Origin of the sequence: Anabaena sp. CCY 9910, assembly GCF_963920875.1 — a bacterium.
Taxonomy (GTDB): domain Bacteria; phylum Cyanobacteriota; class Cyanobacteriia; order Cyanobacteriales; family Nostocaceae; genus Trichormus; species Trichormus variabilis.
On sequence record NZ_CAWUDJ010000054.1, the window covers coordinates 20,048 to 36,190 of the forward strand.

A 16,143-nucleotide genomic window follows, 5' to 3' on the forward strand; every position below is an offset into this window, starting at 1 on the left:
GTTCTTTAATTGAACTGTTATATATTTATCTGGAGTAGGTAAAAGATTTATGCAAATATTCCCTAAATTGGAATTTATTTTTTGGTGTTCCCTAAGAGGTTGTTTGAAAAGTGATTGTCCTTGAAAAAGGGGGGGAATGAATGAAAGTCCCCCTTTTTAAGGGGGATTTAGGGGGATCTAAAATGTTTTGCTCCCAAGCATGGAATTTTTAAAACACACTCTAGTCCTTATGTGGAATCTGTTTTGCCTATTTCCGTCTCTACAAGACTAATCCCGGATTTCTCACTTGTGAGAAATCCGGGAGAATCCCCGACGAAAAAGTCCCTCCCTCTCCCGCAATAACCTACTTCTTCAATGTATTTTTCGTGCCACATTAAGTAAATAGGTACGAAAATTTTTATTTGGTATACTCAGGTAAAGCAAAAATATGGCAAAGATAATTATTGTCAAACTAAATATATAACTATCACCAAAAACTTTGATAGCTAAAGATGAAGCGATCGGCCCAGCAGTACATCCGAAACTATATATAGCCGTGAACAAAGCACTGCCAGAAGATAGTTCATTTCTAGAGAGTTTTGCACCAATCAATGCCATTGCTAAGGGAAAAATTGGACTAATACTAGCTCCAGCAATAAATGCAAATATCTGGGTAGCTGTAGAGTTTTGAATCAAGGAAAGAGATAAAAACGACAATATGACGATAAACACACTCATAAACAGAACTTTGAGTCTGCCGAATTTGTCTGCTATGTGAGTAACGGGAACAGTAGAGAGCAAACCGCCAACTACAAATACAGCGAAGGTATAGCCAATCTGCTCTATATTATAATTTTGTCGTAGCAGATAAACCGGATATAAGGAAACTAGCGTTGATTCGGCAAAACCATAGGCAAATGCACCCTGAAGGGGAAGTTTCAGCTTTTTGAAAATTCCGGAACGTGAAGATTGTTGAAAAACAACTGCCTTGTCTGGTAGAGCTATCCAAACTACAATTACACCGCTAAAAATTAAAGCACTACCCAACAAAAATGAAAGTTTTGGTGAAACATTATAAAAAGCAGAACCAATTACAGGGCCAATACCAAATCCAAAAGTAAAAGCCAGAGCATTCAAACCGTTAACTATCGCTCGATTACCTTCATGACAAAAATGATTCAATGCAGTGTTTCCACTGACTAAATATAAACAACAAGCAATGCCCATAACAGCACGTATCATGAACCACAAAGGCATTGATGTAGTCATGGTAAACAAAGGAGCGCTAACACCCATCATTGTCAAGCCAAGCATCATCGTTTTACGAAGCCCTAACTTGGGTAATACTTTGACTACTAACGGTGTTCCCAAAGCTATGACTAGAAAATACACCGTAGAATTTGCTCCTATCCATAAATCATCAACTTGATGTTGCGCCATTAATGTTGAGATAAAGGGATTAAATAGCCCTATAGAAATACCAGACAAAAAAGCTATGCTATACAAAGCTGGTAATCCAGTAGAAAAAGGGGAATTTGATTTCGTTGAAGTCAATTCTGTCATAAAACCTGAGGATAATTGATAAATTACGTGGTTTTAGTGCATGGTATAAATACGATGCAAGCAATCTTGTTATCGCAAAATTTCTACGCAAAATTTAAATAGCTATTTTTGCAATAAAATTACTTTTTACACTTTATTAAAATAGATTTACCTACTTCGCAAAATATATTTTCTTGCATACAATACTTAATTATTATTGCTAGCCAAAAGGTAATCTAAATGTTGGGATAATGACTGCAAAAAGAGTGATTGTGAATTATGCAAAAAGAAATGATCTCCAGGAAACATTTGCAGGTTGAAGTAACTACTAGTCTGCTCACGCCAAGCTTCTAAAGCATCAACCTTAATTGCTTTATCCTGCAAACCTCCAAATACAGAGATTGGGCATTCTAGGGGGATTTCACTTTTGTAAATGTATGTTTCTAGTATCGTAAAATCCGCTCGCAGACAAGGCAAGAAAAGTTGCAACATTTGTTCATTCTGCAAAATTGCATTGGGAATTGCATTGTAACGATCGCAAAGTTCCGCCAGGAATTCAGTCTCAGGCATTTTGTGAATAAACGGTTTGAGTATTGGTTTTTGAGGAGCAGGACAACAAGCAGCAAATAAATGAACAGGGCGAAGATTATATTCTTGACGGAGTAGACGCGCTATCTCAAAGCTAAGTGTTGCACCCATGCTATGGCCAAAAAAAGCAAATGGCATATTCAGATACGGTCTAATTTTTGATGCCAAAGTTTGAACAAGAGGTAAAAAATTGGTATATGAGGGTTCTTGCAATCGCCGTCCTCTTCCAGGAAGTTGAACTAAGTGAACCTCTACGTCCTTTGGTAATTTGTTTGTCCAGGTACTATATGTTGAAGTTGTACCCCCTGCACATGGGAAACAGAATAAGCGAAGTTGGGCCTTGGGATTAGGCTGAGGGCAGCTAATCCAAGGATCAACTATTAGTCTTGCTGTCATAAAATTATGTGTGTAATCTGAAAATTTTTGTTATGAAGCCTAACCCTGTTTCTTTATCAGGCTGTGGTAACTCTGTTCATATTAGCCATTAAAGGTAAATATTATTTCTGCACATATACACGGTTAATTAATATGAGTAAGAAGTGCTATTAAATAGAGATAACTCAATAGTAAAAGCATAAAATTTTAATACATGAGAAATTGCCAATCATCTTTGATTCTTCCCGTCAGTTTGATAAGTTCTTAAAACTTAAGAGTTAATTTTTTGTTTGCTCTTATAGTACTTATCGCTCTTCTCTGGGTTATTTATGCAAAACACCAAAATCTCCAGCAAATTTTGTATTACACGGGAAGAGAAGGCATTTTTAGCTGCCACTTCACCAAAAAACGACGCAGGTACGGGTACAGTGTTACCGAAGTTGTGAGGGAAAACACCTGCTTAGACAGAAAGCGATCGCTCTGGAGCAAAACTTACACGCTCAAAATCTAGAGTGTACACCCTACAGGTGCATCATTGGGACAGAAATCCAGCCAAGATTACTTGAAACACTAGTATTCATATAAAGAATATGTGATGATAACCTCGTTCAAGACGAGACTTGGCAAACTTTGCCCAGAATACCCAGAAAACTATGATTTTTAGTGGCTGGCAAGCAAAGAGATTTACTCATGCCGAGTTGGCAATATAACGAGGTATAAAGCCATGAATTTTCTCTCCTCAAAGAAGCAATCATCAACGGCTATAGTTGGGGCATTGATGATAACTCTAGGAGTAGAGCGAAGTGCTGCGGCCGCTACATTCAACCCTGCTCCTATTTTCGATAGCGCGGCTCACTACGTTACCACGATTCCTAGAAGTGATGGTGGTGTAGATGCTACGGATATTTACTACCCAGTTGTTTCCAATACTGATAAGAGTTCACTGCCCATTGCTTTGTTCTTGCAAGGAGCGCTTGTTGATAAATCTGATTACTCAAACTTTGCCAATACCGTAGCGCGTTATGGGTTTGTAGTAGTCGTACCTAATCACATCAGAACTGCAATCAGTCCAATGGGTGCGGTTACAGGATTGATCGCTGAACAGCAGCAGGTAAATGATGTTCTAACTTATATGCAGAGTGAGAAATCTCAGGGAGTATCACCTGTTGCTAATCTACTCGACCCCAGTACCCTAGTCTTGCTTGGGCACTCATTTGGAGGAGCAGTAGGAATTGCTGCGATTCAGGGTGACTGTTTTGCCGTTTTATGTACGGAAGATTTTAATCGACCTGATGAATTGAAGGCTGGGGTGTTTTATGGTACTAACTTCCGGATCGGCCAAAGTAGTGGTGGGTTTCCAATAATTGACAATGATGACATACCTATTGCTCTAGTGCAGGGTAATCTAGATGGTGTGGCAACTCCCGCTAATGCTCAAGAAACATACGCAAGGATTCAAGACCCTCCCAAGGCGTTTATCACCATTCCTGGTGCTAATCATTACGGCATTACCAATGAAGATAATCTCATACGTGAGCCTATCAGACCAACGCTAGAGCAAAATGTGGCAATTGAAACTATTGCCCGTTGGAGTGCGCTTTTTTTACGCGGAACTGTACTCAACGACAAAGGAGCATTTGATTATGTATTCAACTCAGGTGATGCGTTAGATCCAAATGTCAATGTGGAGAGCGTTACAAAACCTATACCTGAATACACTTCTGTTGTTAGCTTGCTGGGATTAGGGGTAATAGGTGCAAGTTCACTGCTAAGGCAGAAGCAGAAGTTAATTACAAAATAAGCACAGTGATAAATTTGTTATCCACCCTCAGCTACCCAGCGAGGGTTTTTCGTTTGAACTGATGAAATACTCGCCTTAGCAACTGGCGATCGCCTCCACTGCTTCGCTCAATCATTATCCTGTAAGAAAATTCCCCAGATAAGTGGTTCTGATTACAGTCATCCACTATTTTTTGTCAAGTTAGATTGACATTTTGTAACAATATTGTTAAATTAGTTTACATAAAGTAACAAATACAGGAAAAGATTATGTATACCACCATTAATGAAGACGGCGTTCTCAATAACTATGCAACTGAACCCCAGATGTACTATGCTGAGTACCCCGCAATTTGGGAACAGCGCAAATACGTTATACAGAGTGTGTTCGCTACTTTAATTGTCACTACTCTAGTTTTGGTAGCTTTAAGCGTTAGCTAAAACTTTTAGATTTCGGTATCGCTGTATCTCATCGTCATTCGTACTTCTCCTATCAACCCCGGTTAGTTTCGCTGGGGTTTTTTGCTATCGTCTGCCACTGCTCAATTTACCCACTGACTTTTAGAGGTACTACGTCAGGGAAAACTAGAGACAAGTAAAGCCAAAGCGATCGCCAAAATTCAAGATGAGTCAATCCGAAAAGAACTTTTAGAAGGTGCTTTATTTTGTACTGTAGAGACGTTGCATGCAACGTCTCTACATCGTTTATTTGACGCAACTTCATAAAGTAATTGGTATAAGGACATTTAAGTTTCCAGATGCCAATCTGCTCGGTTCATGCGATAGACGAAGCAATCATCGTCACCAAATCGTCGAGACTCAACAAATCGAAAACCAAGACGTTCATAAAAGGGGTGAACGCGGGTATTGCTGGCAAGTGGATCAACGAGAACATCCGTCACAAGCGGGTCAGCAAAACATCGAGCAAGTGCAAGCTGCATCATTTGGGTTCCATAGCCTTGACCCAAATCAGTCTCTTCCCCAATCCAAATATCAATAGCGCGAAGATTCGCCGGAACATCACCCCAGTAGTGACTATCATCACGTAGCGGATCGATGATCTCGATAAATCCGATGGGGCGACCATCAATTTCAGCAATCAATTGCTCCCGCCATTCGGGGGCGCGGTCAAGTTCTACCTCCCAGCCCCAGTCATCGTTAGGATCTGAGTCAACTACATGAGGTTGTTCATCCCAATGTCGTAGCAGCTCCAAATCTGTGAAGGTAGCAGAGCGGAGGGTGATCCTTATCGAAGATGGTGGAGTATAATTCATGGGGTTTCTCAGATATTTTCGGTAATCCACTGGACGAGTTGAATCACGACACCGTTGGGGTCTGTGACTCAAAAGAACCTTTCACCCCAAGGTTAAGTCTCAGTTTAAGAAATAGCCGTCTATACGGTGCGTATGTGTAAACATTCGTAGTATTGGATTTCAAGTGATATTCTGGTCGAAAACTTAGAGAAGTACAGGAGTAAAGCTTGATCGTTGAGCCAACTTGCTATTTATAAAACGCCAATCCCTATTCAATAGAGATTGACCCCGTTTGAATTAAAAGTATTAAACTTTATATGGTTTAGGGATTATACAAAATCCTAAGAAATTGGAATCGGTAATTGAAGATAATAAAGTTAAACTAAACTCTCTTCACTAAATTAATAAGTAATTTAGCTCTCGCACTATTGGCTTCTTCCGGCTTGGGGCTAGAGTGCTTTATTTTTGATTAGAGGTTATTTATAAAGAAAAAATAAAATTACTGTAGGGTGTGTTAGGCGATGATTTCCCAGATGATTGGTCACAAAATAAATATCCTCGCGCCTAACGCACCATCCGTGAGGCGGTGCGTTACGGCTAAATTTTCTTGTCTTTGCGTCCCAAATCCTTTCATAGCCGTAACACACCCTACTTAAGATTTACTTGGGGCTAGGGTGCTTTATTTTTGATTAGTAAAGCTAATAATCGTTTATTTGGAAGAGGAGAGCTTTTTGCTCAATGGAAAAATCGCCTTTTAGTTACATCTCAAAGTAGTAAGTAACTCTATTTTTTATTTTTCAAGATTTAGCCATGAGCAAATGTGTAGTGAGTTAAGTCACATTTTTCTCAAGTTATGGTTTATGGTTTGGATATTTTTGGGGTAAAAGTATAGTAGAACCAAGATTGTTAGATTACTGATATTCTTGGGCATTTTAATAACAGTAATAATCTTCTAAAACAATTATCAGTCTTCCAGGTTATGACATCTACAGTACCTCAATTCCCGGAAATTTCTGGCTACACCATCACTGAACAAATTTACCGGGGTTCACGTACTGCTGTGTATCTAGCGATACAAGATAGTCAAAAATTACCTGTTGTCATTAAGGTGCTGCAACGAGAGTATGCCACATTTGGGGAATTGGTACAGTTTCGCAATCAGTATGCGATCGCCAAAAATCTGCCCATTACTGGCATTATCCCACCCCTGAGTCTAGAACAATTTGGTAATGGCTATGCCTTAGTCATGGCAGACTGGGGGGGTATCTCCCTGGAAACATATATCCAGCAACAGCCCTTAGACTTAGGAGACATTTTGGTAGTTGCCATCCAACTGGCAGATATTCTCCACGAACTACAACAACATCGAGTTATCCACAAAGACATTAAACCTGCCAACATCCTCATTCATCCAGAATCCCAGCAAGTTAAACTGATAGACTTTAGCATTGCTTCGGTATTGCCCAAAGAAACCCAGGAAATCCAAAACCCCAACACCCTGGAAGGTACTTTAGCTTATCTTTCCCCTGAACAAACGGGAAGAATGAATCGCGGTATCGATTATCGCAGTGATTTTTATGCCCTTGGTGTTACTCTGTATCAATTGCTAACAGGTCGCTTACCCTTCCTTACGGACGACCCCTTAGAATTGGTGCATTGTCACATCGCTAAGATTGCCACACCTGTCCATCTAGTAAATACCGATGTGCCGCCAACCTTGGGGGCAATTGTCACCAAACTCATGGCCAAAAATGCCGAAGACCGCTATCAAAGTGCCTTGGGACTCAAGCATGATTTAGATGAATGTTGGAGTCAATGGAAACAAACAGGGTCAATTGCGGAATTTGAGTTGGGACAGAAGGATTTATGCGATCGCTTTCTCATTCCTGAAAAACTCTACGGTAGGGAAACTGAAGTCCAAACCCTGCTAGATGCTTTTGAGCGGGTTGCCCAAGGGTCATCAGAAATGATGCTGGTGGCTGGTTTTTCGGGCATTGGTAAAACAGCCGTTGTCAATGAAGTACATAAGCCTATTGTCAAGCAACGAGGTTACTTCATCAAAGGCAAGTTTGATCAATTTAATCGCAATATTCCCTTCTCTGCCTTTGTGCAAGGCTTTCGAGACTTAGTTGGGCAACTTTTGAGTGAAAGCGATACCCAATTGCAACACTGGAAAACTCAGATTCTCTCAACATTGGGAGAAAATGCCCAAGTGATTGTTGAACTGATTCCTGAACTGGAGCGGATTATTGGGGTGCAACCCCCAACACGCGAATTATCAGGAACCGCAGCCCAAAATCGGTTTAATTTGTTGTTTCAAAGGTTCATTCAAGTTTTTACCACCCCTGCACACCCGTTGGTAATGTTTGTGGATGATTTACAGTGGGCAGATTCGGCTTCGCTGAATTTGATTCAGGTGTTAATGTCTGAGTCTCAAACGGGCTGTTTATTACTATTAGGGGCGTATCGGGATAATGAGGTCTTTGCTGCTCACCCATTAATGTTGACCCTCAATGGTATGGAAAAAGCTGGGGCAAAAATCCACACCATCACTTTGCAACCCCTAAGTTTTACAAGTCTCAATCACCTGATTGCAGATACCCTTCATACTCATGCACCCGTGGTACAACCTCTGACAAAACTGGTAATGCAGAAAACCCTGGGTAATCCTTTCTTTGCTACCCAGTTTCTCAAGGCATTACATCAAGACCAGTTAATTACCTTTGACTCGAATGCAGGACATTGGCAGTGTGATATTGTGCAAGTGCAAGATGTGGCTTTGACCGATGATGTGCTGGAATTAATGGTGCAGCAATTGCAAAAAATGCCAGAAGCAACGCAAGAGATTTTAAAACTTGCGGCTTGTATTGGCGCACAGTTCGATTTAACCACACTAGCGATCGTTTCGCAGCAATCTCAAACAGAAGTGGCAACGATACTTTGGAAAGCGTTACAGGAAGGGTTGATTTTGCCACAAAGCGATTTGTACAAATTCTATTTGGGAGAATCGCAAGCAATACAGCACACCCCACAGGAAACCCTCAATTATCGTTTTCTGCATGATCGCGTCCAACAAGCTGCTTATTCTCTGATTCTTGATGACCAAAAACAGGTGACACACCTCACTATTGGAAAATTGCTATTAGAAAATAGTAATCCCTCTTTCCAAGATAGTCATTTATTTGCAATTGTTCATCAGTTAAATTGTGGCATTTCCATGATTACAGAGTTGGAACAACGTTATCAATATGCTCAACTAAATTTACAAGCAGGTTATAAGGCTAAAGATTCTACTGCATATAATGCAGCCTTACATTATTTCGACAAGGGAATGCAATTTCTGCCGACGGATAGCTGGGATAAAAATTATAATTTGACACTTCGTATATATGAATCAGCAGCAGAAGTGGCATTGCTTAGCTGTGATTTTAAGCAGATGGATACCTTAATTCAAATAGTTCTAAAAAACACAAATGACCTGTTGGAACAAGTCAAAGTTTATGAAATAAAACTTCAAGCTTATCAAGTACAAAATCAGCAGCTTCAAGCGATAAAAATTGGACGGGAAATCCTGCAAAAGCTAGGAGTTATCCTACCAGAATCTATAACACTTTCAGATATCCAACGACAGGTACAACACACACTAACTAAGCTATCAAACTACTCCCTGGAGGATTTAATCAATTTACCCATTACCCAGGATGCCACTGCTACGGCGGCAGCGCGCATCATGACGAGTTTAGTCCCTTCGATTCATCAGGCTAATCCCCTTTTATTTCCAGTTGTTGCCTGCGAAGAGGTTAATCTATCCCTGCAATACGGGAACTCGCTTTTCTCAGCACCAGGATATGCAGATTTTAGTATTATTGTTAGCTCTGTGTTGAATGAAATAGAATTAGGTTATCGTTTTGGACAACTTGCACTCCAGTTAATGGAGAAATTTAATGAAAGTTATGTTCAAAGCATCGTTATGTTTAAAGTTGCCGCATTTAATCAATCTAATCAACAAGATATACGGAACGCAATTTTTTTATTAAATAAATCCTATCAAGTTGCTATAGAAACAGGCGATTCTGTTCACGCACTTGTTTCGACTTCATTTAGATTGTTCTACTCATATTTGAGTGGAGACAAACCTTTACCAGAGTTATTAGAAGAGGTTGAAATTTACCAATCGAAATTCGCAACGAGTGAACATTTTCTGACTTGGGTGCATATTATTAGTTCATCTATTCATAATTTTATTGAGTTAAGTGACAATCCAGACTGTCTAGGGTCTATTGATGCTGAGAATGAAAAATTATCTACTCTAATTCAAGAAAATGATGAGCTAGCTCTGCATCTATTTTACTTGAGTAAATTAATACTTAGTTATTCATTTAGTTGTTTTGCAACTGCGATTCAGATAGCAGATCGAGGACTTCAATATCTCAAGGCTGGTATTAGTATGCCATCGGCACCAGCTTACTACTACTACGATTCATTAACTAGGTTAAAATTATATTTCAATTTTCAGCCTTCATCTCAGGAGGAGGTTTTAAGGAAAGTTGATTCTAACCAGAAACACCTCTTGGTTTACGTGAAAGCTGCTCCAATGAATTATCAACACAAATATCACTTGGTAGAAGCAGTGCGTTTCCAGAGGTTGGGTAAACAAGCGGAGGCGATAGAATTTTTTGATTGCGCCATTGCGGGGGCAAAAGCCAACAGATTCATCCAAGACGAAGCCCTTGCCAACGAACTAGCTGCCGAATTTTATCTCAATTGGGGTAAAGATAAATTTGCCGCAGGCTATATACAAGAAGCTTACTATTGTTACAGTCGCTGGGGTGCTAAAGCCAAAGTTACCGACTTGGAAACCCGCTATCCTGAATTGCTGCGCCCCATTCTGCAACAAATAATGGCTTCGACTGATGCGTTGACCACACTAATGACGATTGCTGCACCTGCGGTATCAGTTCATTATGACACTCATCACACTTCTAGTAGTACTGGCGTTAATCAAGTTCTCGATTTTGCGGCTATCCTCAAAGCTTCTCAAGTCCTCTCTAGAACCATTCAACTGGATCAGCTACTACAAAAACTCACCCAAATTATTTTGCACAACTCAGGAGGCGATCGCTGTGCGCTGTTGTTTCCCAATGAAACCGGAGAATGGCAAGTAAGGGCGATCGCCACACTTGATGATGTACAACTAACCGCCGAACCTTTCACCAATAATCCCAATATTCCGGTCAAATTAATTCAGTATGTTAAAAATAATCAAGAAACTGTGGTGATTGATGAACTAAAAACCGATTTACCCGTAATTGATGACTACCTCAGGCAACGCCAACCAAAGAGTATTCTGTGTCTACCACTGCTGAATCAAGGTCATCTGATTGGGATTTTATACCTGAAAAATCGCCTTACCAGAGGTGTTTTCACCAGCGATCGCCTCCTAATTCTTAACTTCCTCTGCATCCAAGCTGCCATTTCCCTAGAAAATGCCCGCCTTTATCAACAGGCACAAACCTACGCCCGACAACTTGAGCAATCCCAGTTGCAAATGATACAAAGCGAAAAAATGGCATCCCTGGGAAATCTAGTAGCTGGGGTTGCCCATGAAATCAACAACCCCATTGGTTTCCTCAATGGCAGTATCAAAAACGGCAAAGAATATGTGCAAGATTTACTGGGACATTTAGCTCTTTATCAACAGCACTATCCCAACCCAGTTGAGGCAATTCAAGACAATGCCAAAGATATCGACTGGGAATTTCTCTCGGAAGATTTACCAAAGTTACTCGATTCGATGGAAGGAGCAACGAATCGCATCAACAGTATCAGTAATAGTCTCCGTACCTTCTCCCGTGCTGATACCGAATACAAAATCAGTGCCAATCTTCATGAAGGACTTGATAGCACGTTGTTAATTTTGAAATATCGCCTCAAAGCTAACGAACATCGCCCAGCGATTCAAGTCATACAAGACTTGGGCGATTTACCCACAATCAAATGCTTCCCTGGACAGTTAAACCAAGTATTTATGAATATCTTGGCGAATGCCATTGATATGTTTGACGAAATGGCGCAAACTCGATTATTCAAAGAACTGGAAGCCAATCCCCAAAAAATTACCATTCGCACTGAAGTTATATCAAACCAGGTGTATATCCGTATTCGTGATAATGGCAAAGGTATCACACAAGAGCTACAAGAGAAAATATTTGACCATTTATTTACTACCAAAGCTGTGGGGAAAGGTACGGGATTAGGATTGGCGATCGCCCGCCAAATTGTGGTAGAAAAACATGGTGGTAGCTTAAATGTATGGTCTGAGCTAGGTCAAGGAACTGAGTTTACAGTACAAATTCCAGTGTAAATAGAGGCTGAAAACTCCATAACCTGATCACTGTAATAAGTCAGGCGTTCTACTACTCCCGTAATTAACTCATACTTGGGAGTAGCGTTTACTTGTTGCTGGTTTGCTCCGGGTGCAGTGGACATCGCTTTCAACAAATGGCGTAGCCACTATACTCGATATTGGCTCTTACACAAGTAATAGAGTTAGCCATTTATAGTATTTATGTGCTATGAGAAAATTATGAATAATTTGGTTTCATTTCAAAATCTGACTAGCAGTAGCTTGGCGCTTTAACTGGTCAATCACCACAAAACGAATATCCCGTTTTTCGGCAATCAGTTTAATCCCCGATTGTTGAAGATTTAAGAAGTCTAATCCTTTTTCTTTACCACTGATTAAAAAGTCACTGATGGCGATTTTGTAGGTACGGTTAGGGTCAAGAGGTTGACCTTGAATCAACCAACTTCTTGAATTTGCTTGTTGACTAACTTTGGCTGTTTGTAGATAACCCCCAGTGCCTTTATTAGCTTGCCCCTGATCCAATACCCTTTGCAACAGCGCACCACTTATCTCTACTGCCACAACTTTACCGCCAAAAGGCAGTATCCGAATTACATCATATTGGGTAATTGCTCCTGGTGGAAGGATATCATCAATCCGAATTGAACCGCCATTAAATACAGCTAAATCTGCGTCTGGTACTTCTTGCAACATTGCCAGGGCAACTAACTCTGTCAGTTTGGTAGATTTGTTACGGACGCTAGATTCCAAACCATCTAAAGCAAAGGATAATTTCGCAATTACTTGATTTGGTTCAAAACCATTGGCGCGAAATGCCTGATAACCTCGTTCTACCCATTCCTCGACTATCTTTGCAGTTCTTGGTTCGTCAGGAATCTTATCAGTAATCGGTACTAATCGGGAGTTAATTATAAGACTTCTGTTGATAGTATCGTAATTCAATTGGTGAACATAAACTGTACGCGCATTAGCATCTGCTTTAAAAATTGGAGTAAAGTCCTGACCGCGCCATTGCTGGGTGTTTTCATGCTCGTGACCACCAAGAATAATATCTATTTCTGGTACAGTTTCAGCTAGTTTGCGGTCATCTTCAATGGATTGATGGGTAATCGCAATGATAATATCAACTTTACCTTTGAGCGTACTAACCTGCTGTTTGGCTGTGGTAATGGGGTCGGTGTAACTAACGTATTTAGGCTTATTACTATCGAGGGTGACACCAATCAAGCCTACCCTAACCACTGCACCGCGATCGCCTTTGACATTAAATACTATTGACCGAGGAACACCTTTGAATGGTTGCCCTGTACTATCAGATACATTACTGGAAACCCAACGAAATTGTGATTCTTCCAATCTTTGATAGAAGAGTTTTTCTGGTAAGTCAAATTCGTGATTGCCAAAAGTCGCATAATTTAATCCCAAAGCGTTCATCACAGCTACCATTTGCTGACCAGCTAGAGGTGTACCGTTAATTTTGGCAGTTCCTAAAGCTGAAGGGCTAAAGGTATCTCCAGCTAATACGGTGTAGGTGCGGGGGTTGGCTTTGTAAAGTTGTTGTCGTATGGTCGCTACACGCGCTAGACCACCACGAGTTCCTCCTTCCACTGGAGTAATTTCGTAAATATCGTTAAGTTGCAGCAGGTTAATCTTAACGATTTCTGCAAGTGCAGGAGTAGCTAAAATTACTGCTACTAAGACCTGTATAACTACGCTGCATCCTTGAGAAATAAGTTTCATATTTAGCTTTAAGCATTCGTACTCTACGGAATTGATTGTACTAGGAACAGGCAATTCCTATTGTCTAGTTTTATGGCGTGCCGAACAGCTTATTAAACTTTTTCTGATTGCTCTTGGACTGCTTGTAGCTAAAGCTTCTTCAACTGTGCTGCTTAGGTAGGTTAAATTATTATTATTTGTGCAAACACGAATATATTTAACTAAATAAATCGTCAAGGAGGTCAATAAAGTACATGAATAAGATGGGATTGGTAGTTGCAGCAGTTGTTATCATGTCACCTTTGACCTTAGCTGTAAAAAATGTGCACGCTGTGGACGAGCAAGTAAAAGTAACTAAAAGTAATCAACCAGAACAGTCTGTGCAAAGAACTTTTATAAGCCTGATAAATGCTGTTGAACAAAATAACTACACTCAGTTTATATCTCAAGGAAATGCTGCTTTCAAAGAAGGTATTACAAAGCAAACATTTACACAAGTTAGTGGACAATTGGCTCCTCGTATCAAAAAAGGTTATTCGGCAGTTTTCTTGGGAAACCTAAAGCAGCAAGGGTATCAAGTTTATTTATGGAAACTGACGTTTAAAGATGGCAATGATGATGTCTTAGCTAGACTTAGCCTCAAAGATGGAAAAATAGGTGGATTTTGGCTGAATTAGGCGATCGCTCAAGAGGTCTAATTTTGACTCGTTTGTATTTTATTTTATAGCTACTTTCTTTTTCGCTCTTGTATTTCTTGCTGGCGCATGGGCATAGCGTCAATTTGCTCAAAAATTGCTGTAGCTGGGACTGGTGTGGTGTTATGGCTCTTAACACCGCCATCTTTGCCTACCAAAATAACGCGAAAATTATCTTTGTCAACTCCAAAGCGATCTCGCAAATTAACCACAGAAGATTCATTTATTAACTGTCCGTTGGCATAGCTTTTATCTGTTGCCAAAACCTGAACCAGAACTAAATCCCGGTCTGTAAAACCGTTTTGGTGCTGTTCAAATAACTGCATCTGTTGTTGGTAATCACGGTTATCAACAGACGGTGCAAAAACTAATAGCACACGGTTTTGCCATTGTTGGGAACTGAGGTTAAATGAAGACATTTTGATGGTTTGGGTTGAACCTTGGACACCAGCAATGCTGACTGGCGATAGAGCTATAGACGCAGTGAGGGTCAGGGCAATTAATACTGAGTTATTCACTTCGGGGGTTGAGATGAACTTTACATCATTTCAAAGTATCATTAGTTTCCCTACTCTGACTCTATCTGATGATTGAATAAGTGTAATGCCTACCCACAAGAGCGATATCTACGATCAGATCCGCTAACGCTTATTGTGGGCGAAGAGCGCATCAGATTCAAGCGATCGCGCAGCGTGTCGCAGAAAGGAAACTTGGCAGTGGGAAGCGATCGCCCATCTGTGCAAAATACAAGCGAGTGCCTGTTAAGGATAAGGAGAGGGGTTTTGGTCTTGCACCCCTTCTCGCGTCAGTGAATCGGTGTGTAGCAACGACCGTTCATAATTTACTAACGTTTACTAACAAACTGAAATTTTCTTGCTTCATATCGGAGAAGTCGGCTTCACCCGATCCACAAGCTGACACGGTGTGACTCACCGCCTTAGCCAGATTAACACTGGCGTTAAAATCTCTGTCGCACTCAAAAGAACAATGATCACACTTGAAAACACGCTCTTTAAGCAAGAGAAATTCTTTTTTTGTTCCGCAATTAGAGCAAGTTTTACTGCTGGGGTAAAACCTATCTACAACCAACAAGCCACTACCATAGAGTTTGGTTTTGTACTCCAACTGGCGGCGAAACTCATAAAACCCCATATCAACGATCACCTTAGATAGCTTCTTATTAGCCATAAGTCCAGACACGTTTAAATCCTCAATTACTATCACGCTGTGGTTCTTAGCTAGATAGGTAGTAAGTTTATGCAACGTATCTTTGCGGATGTTGGCTATACGCTGATGTAGTCTTGCAATCTTGATTTGAGCTTTTCTCCAGTTAGCTGAATCAATTTGTTTGTGGCGGTTTAACCACTGTAGTCTAGATAGTCTTGCTTGTAGCTTACGATAAGGTTTAGCCCCCTCAAAGACTTCTCCCGTTGAAAGGGTGGCGAGGGATTTAACACCAAGGTCAACACCTACAACGCCAACTGTTTTAACCGTATTACTTGGTTCTACCTCAATCTTGAATGAGATAAACCAACGGTCAGCACTGCGGCTAATGGTCACAGATTTGGGCTGAACCTGCGGTAAGTTCTCATAGGTTTTGAGAACACCTAATCGGGGAAGCTGAATCTTGCAAGTACCACAAATTTTGATTGTCCCGTCTAACTCAAATGAGTCACTTTTCCCTTTCTTTTTAAACTTGGGAACCCCAGACACTTTTTTCAAGCATCTATCCCAAGCTGTTCGCAGATTACGCAACGCATACTGCGGCGCACATTTCGACACTTCAAAGTACGGCGTTGCATAATAGAGGGATGAATTGAGGTCATCTACTGTGCAATGTCCATAC

General features: G+C 40.5%; 10 protein-coding genes. 4 read left to right on the forward strand and 6 right to left on the reverse strand.

Going from position 1 to position 16,143, the window contains the following annotated elements; genetic code table 11:
* Nucleotides 1-351: 351 nt before the first annotated feature.
* Nucleotides 352-1,542 carry an MFS transporter gene (locus ACM5QX_RS26080; protein ID WP_414756174.1) on the reverse strand — a complete coding sequence of 397 codons (1,191 nt, stop codon included), beginning with the start codon at nucleotides 1,540-1,542 and terminating at the stop codon, nucleotides 352-354.
* 186 nt (nucleotides 1,543-1,728) lie between these two features.
* Nucleotides 1,729-2,505 carry a thioesterase II family protein gene (locus ACM5QX_RS26085; RefSeq protein ID WP_414756175.1) on the reverse strand — a complete coding sequence of 259 codons (777 nt, stop codon included), beginning with the start codon at nucleotides 2,503-2,505 and terminating at the stop codon, nucleotides 1,729-1,731.
* A gap of 703 nt (nucleotides 2,506-3,208) precedes the next feature.
* Between ACM5QX_RS26085 and ACM5QX_RS26090 the strand changes: the two genes are divergently transcribed.
* Together ACM5QX_RS26090 and psb34 are read left to right on the forward strand one after the other, a co-directional pair.
* Nucleotides 3,209-4,285: an alpha/beta hydrolase family protein gene (locus tag ACM5QX_RS26090; protein WP_414756176.1), complete on the forward strand. Its 1,077-nt coding sequence runs from the start codon at nucleotides 3,209-3,211 to the stop codon at nucleotides 4,283-4,285.
* A 248-nt stretch (nucleotides 4,286-4,533) separates the two neighbouring features.
* Nucleotides 4,534-4,704: a photosystem II assembly protein Psb34 gene (psb34, locus tag ACM5QX_RS26095; RefSeq protein WP_011320684.1), complete on the forward strand. Its 171-nt coding sequence runs from the start codon at nucleotides 4,534-4,536 to the stop codon at nucleotides 4,702-4,704.
* A 305-nt stretch (nucleotides 4,705-5,009) separates the two neighbouring features.
* Here psb34 and ACM5QX_RS26100 read toward each other — a convergent pair whose 3' ends face one another.
* Nucleotides 5,010-5,609: a GNAT family N-acetyltransferase gene (locus tag ACM5QX_RS26100; protein WP_414756177.1), complete on the reverse strand. Its 600-nt coding sequence runs from the start codon at nucleotides 5,607-5,609 to the stop codon at nucleotides 5,010-5,012.
* Between the two features lie 886 nt (nucleotides 5,610-6,495).
* Here ACM5QX_RS26100 and ACM5QX_RS26105 point away from each other — a divergent pair.
* Entirely contained in the window at nucleotides 6,496-11,880 is a 5,385-nt protein-coding gene (locus ACM5QX_RS26105) for an AAA family ATPase (RefSeq protein ID WP_414756178.1), read from the forward strand.
* A 237-nt stretch (nucleotides 11,881-12,117) separates the two neighbouring features.
* Here ACM5QX_RS26105 and ACM5QX_RS26110 read toward each other — a convergent pair whose 3' ends face one another.
* Nucleotides 12,118-13,623, reverse strand: coding sequence for a bifunctional metallophosphatase/5'-nucleotidase (locus ACM5QX_RS26110; protein WP_414756179.1), 1,506 nt, complete (start codon nucleotides 13,621-13,623; stop codon nucleotides 12,118-12,120).
* Nucleotides 13,624-13,856: 233 nt separating this feature from the next.
* Here ACM5QX_RS26110 and ACM5QX_RS26115 point away from each other — a divergent pair, with 233 nt between their 5' ends.
* Nucleotides 13,857-14,279 carry a hypothetical protein gene (locus ACM5QX_RS26115; protein WP_414756180.1) on the forward strand — a complete coding sequence of 141 codons (423 nt, stop codon included), beginning with the start codon at nucleotides 13,857-13,859 and terminating at the stop codon, nucleotides 14,277-14,279.
* A 50-nt stretch (nucleotides 14,280-14,329) separates the two neighbouring features.
* On the opposite strand, the gene ACM5QX_RS26120 is transcribed toward ACM5QX_RS26115, so the two are convergent.
* Nucleotides 14,330-14,815, reverse strand: coding sequence for a DUF4174 domain-containing protein (locus tag ACM5QX_RS26120; protein WP_414756181.1), 486 nt, complete (start codon nucleotides 14,813-14,815; stop codon nucleotides 14,330-14,332).
* Nucleotides 14,816-15,131: 316 nt separating this feature from the next.
* Nucleotides 15,132-16,143: RNA-guided endonuclease InsQ/TnpB family protein (locus ACM5QX_RS26125; RefSeq protein ID WP_414756182.1), on the reverse strand; the 1,012-nt coding region annotated here is incomplete at its 5' end.

Bases quoted from the DNA above. Each gene is read 5' to 3' on its own strand.
- psb34 (WP_011320684.1), top strand. From the start codon at position 4,534: ATGTATACCACCATTAATGAAGACGGCGTTCTCAATAACTATGCAACT.
- ACM5QX_RS26105 (WP_414756178.1), top strand. From the start codon at position 6,496: ATGACATCTACAGTACCTCAATTCCCGGAAATTTCTGGCTACACCATC.
- ACM5QX_RS26110 (WP_414756179.1), bottom strand. From the start codon at position 13,623: ATGAAACTTATTTCTCAAGGATGCAGCGTAGTTATACAGGTCTTAGTA.
- ACM5QX_RS26090 (WP_414756176.1), top strand. From the start codon at position 3,209: ATGAATTTTCTCTCCTCAAAGAAGCAATCATCAACGGCTATAGTTGGG.
- ACM5QX_RS26115 (WP_414756180.1), top strand. From the start codon at position 13,857: ATGAATAAGATGGGATTGGTAGTTGCAGCAGTTGTTATCATGTCACCT.
- ACM5QX_RS26085 (WP_414756175.1), bottom strand. From the start codon at position 2,505: ATGACAGCAAGACTAATAGTTGATCCTTGGATTAGCTGCCCTCAGCCT.
- ACM5QX_RS26080 (WP_414756174.1), bottom strand. From the start codon at position 1,542: ATGACAGAATTGACTTCAACGAAATCAAATTCCCCTTTTTCTACTGGA.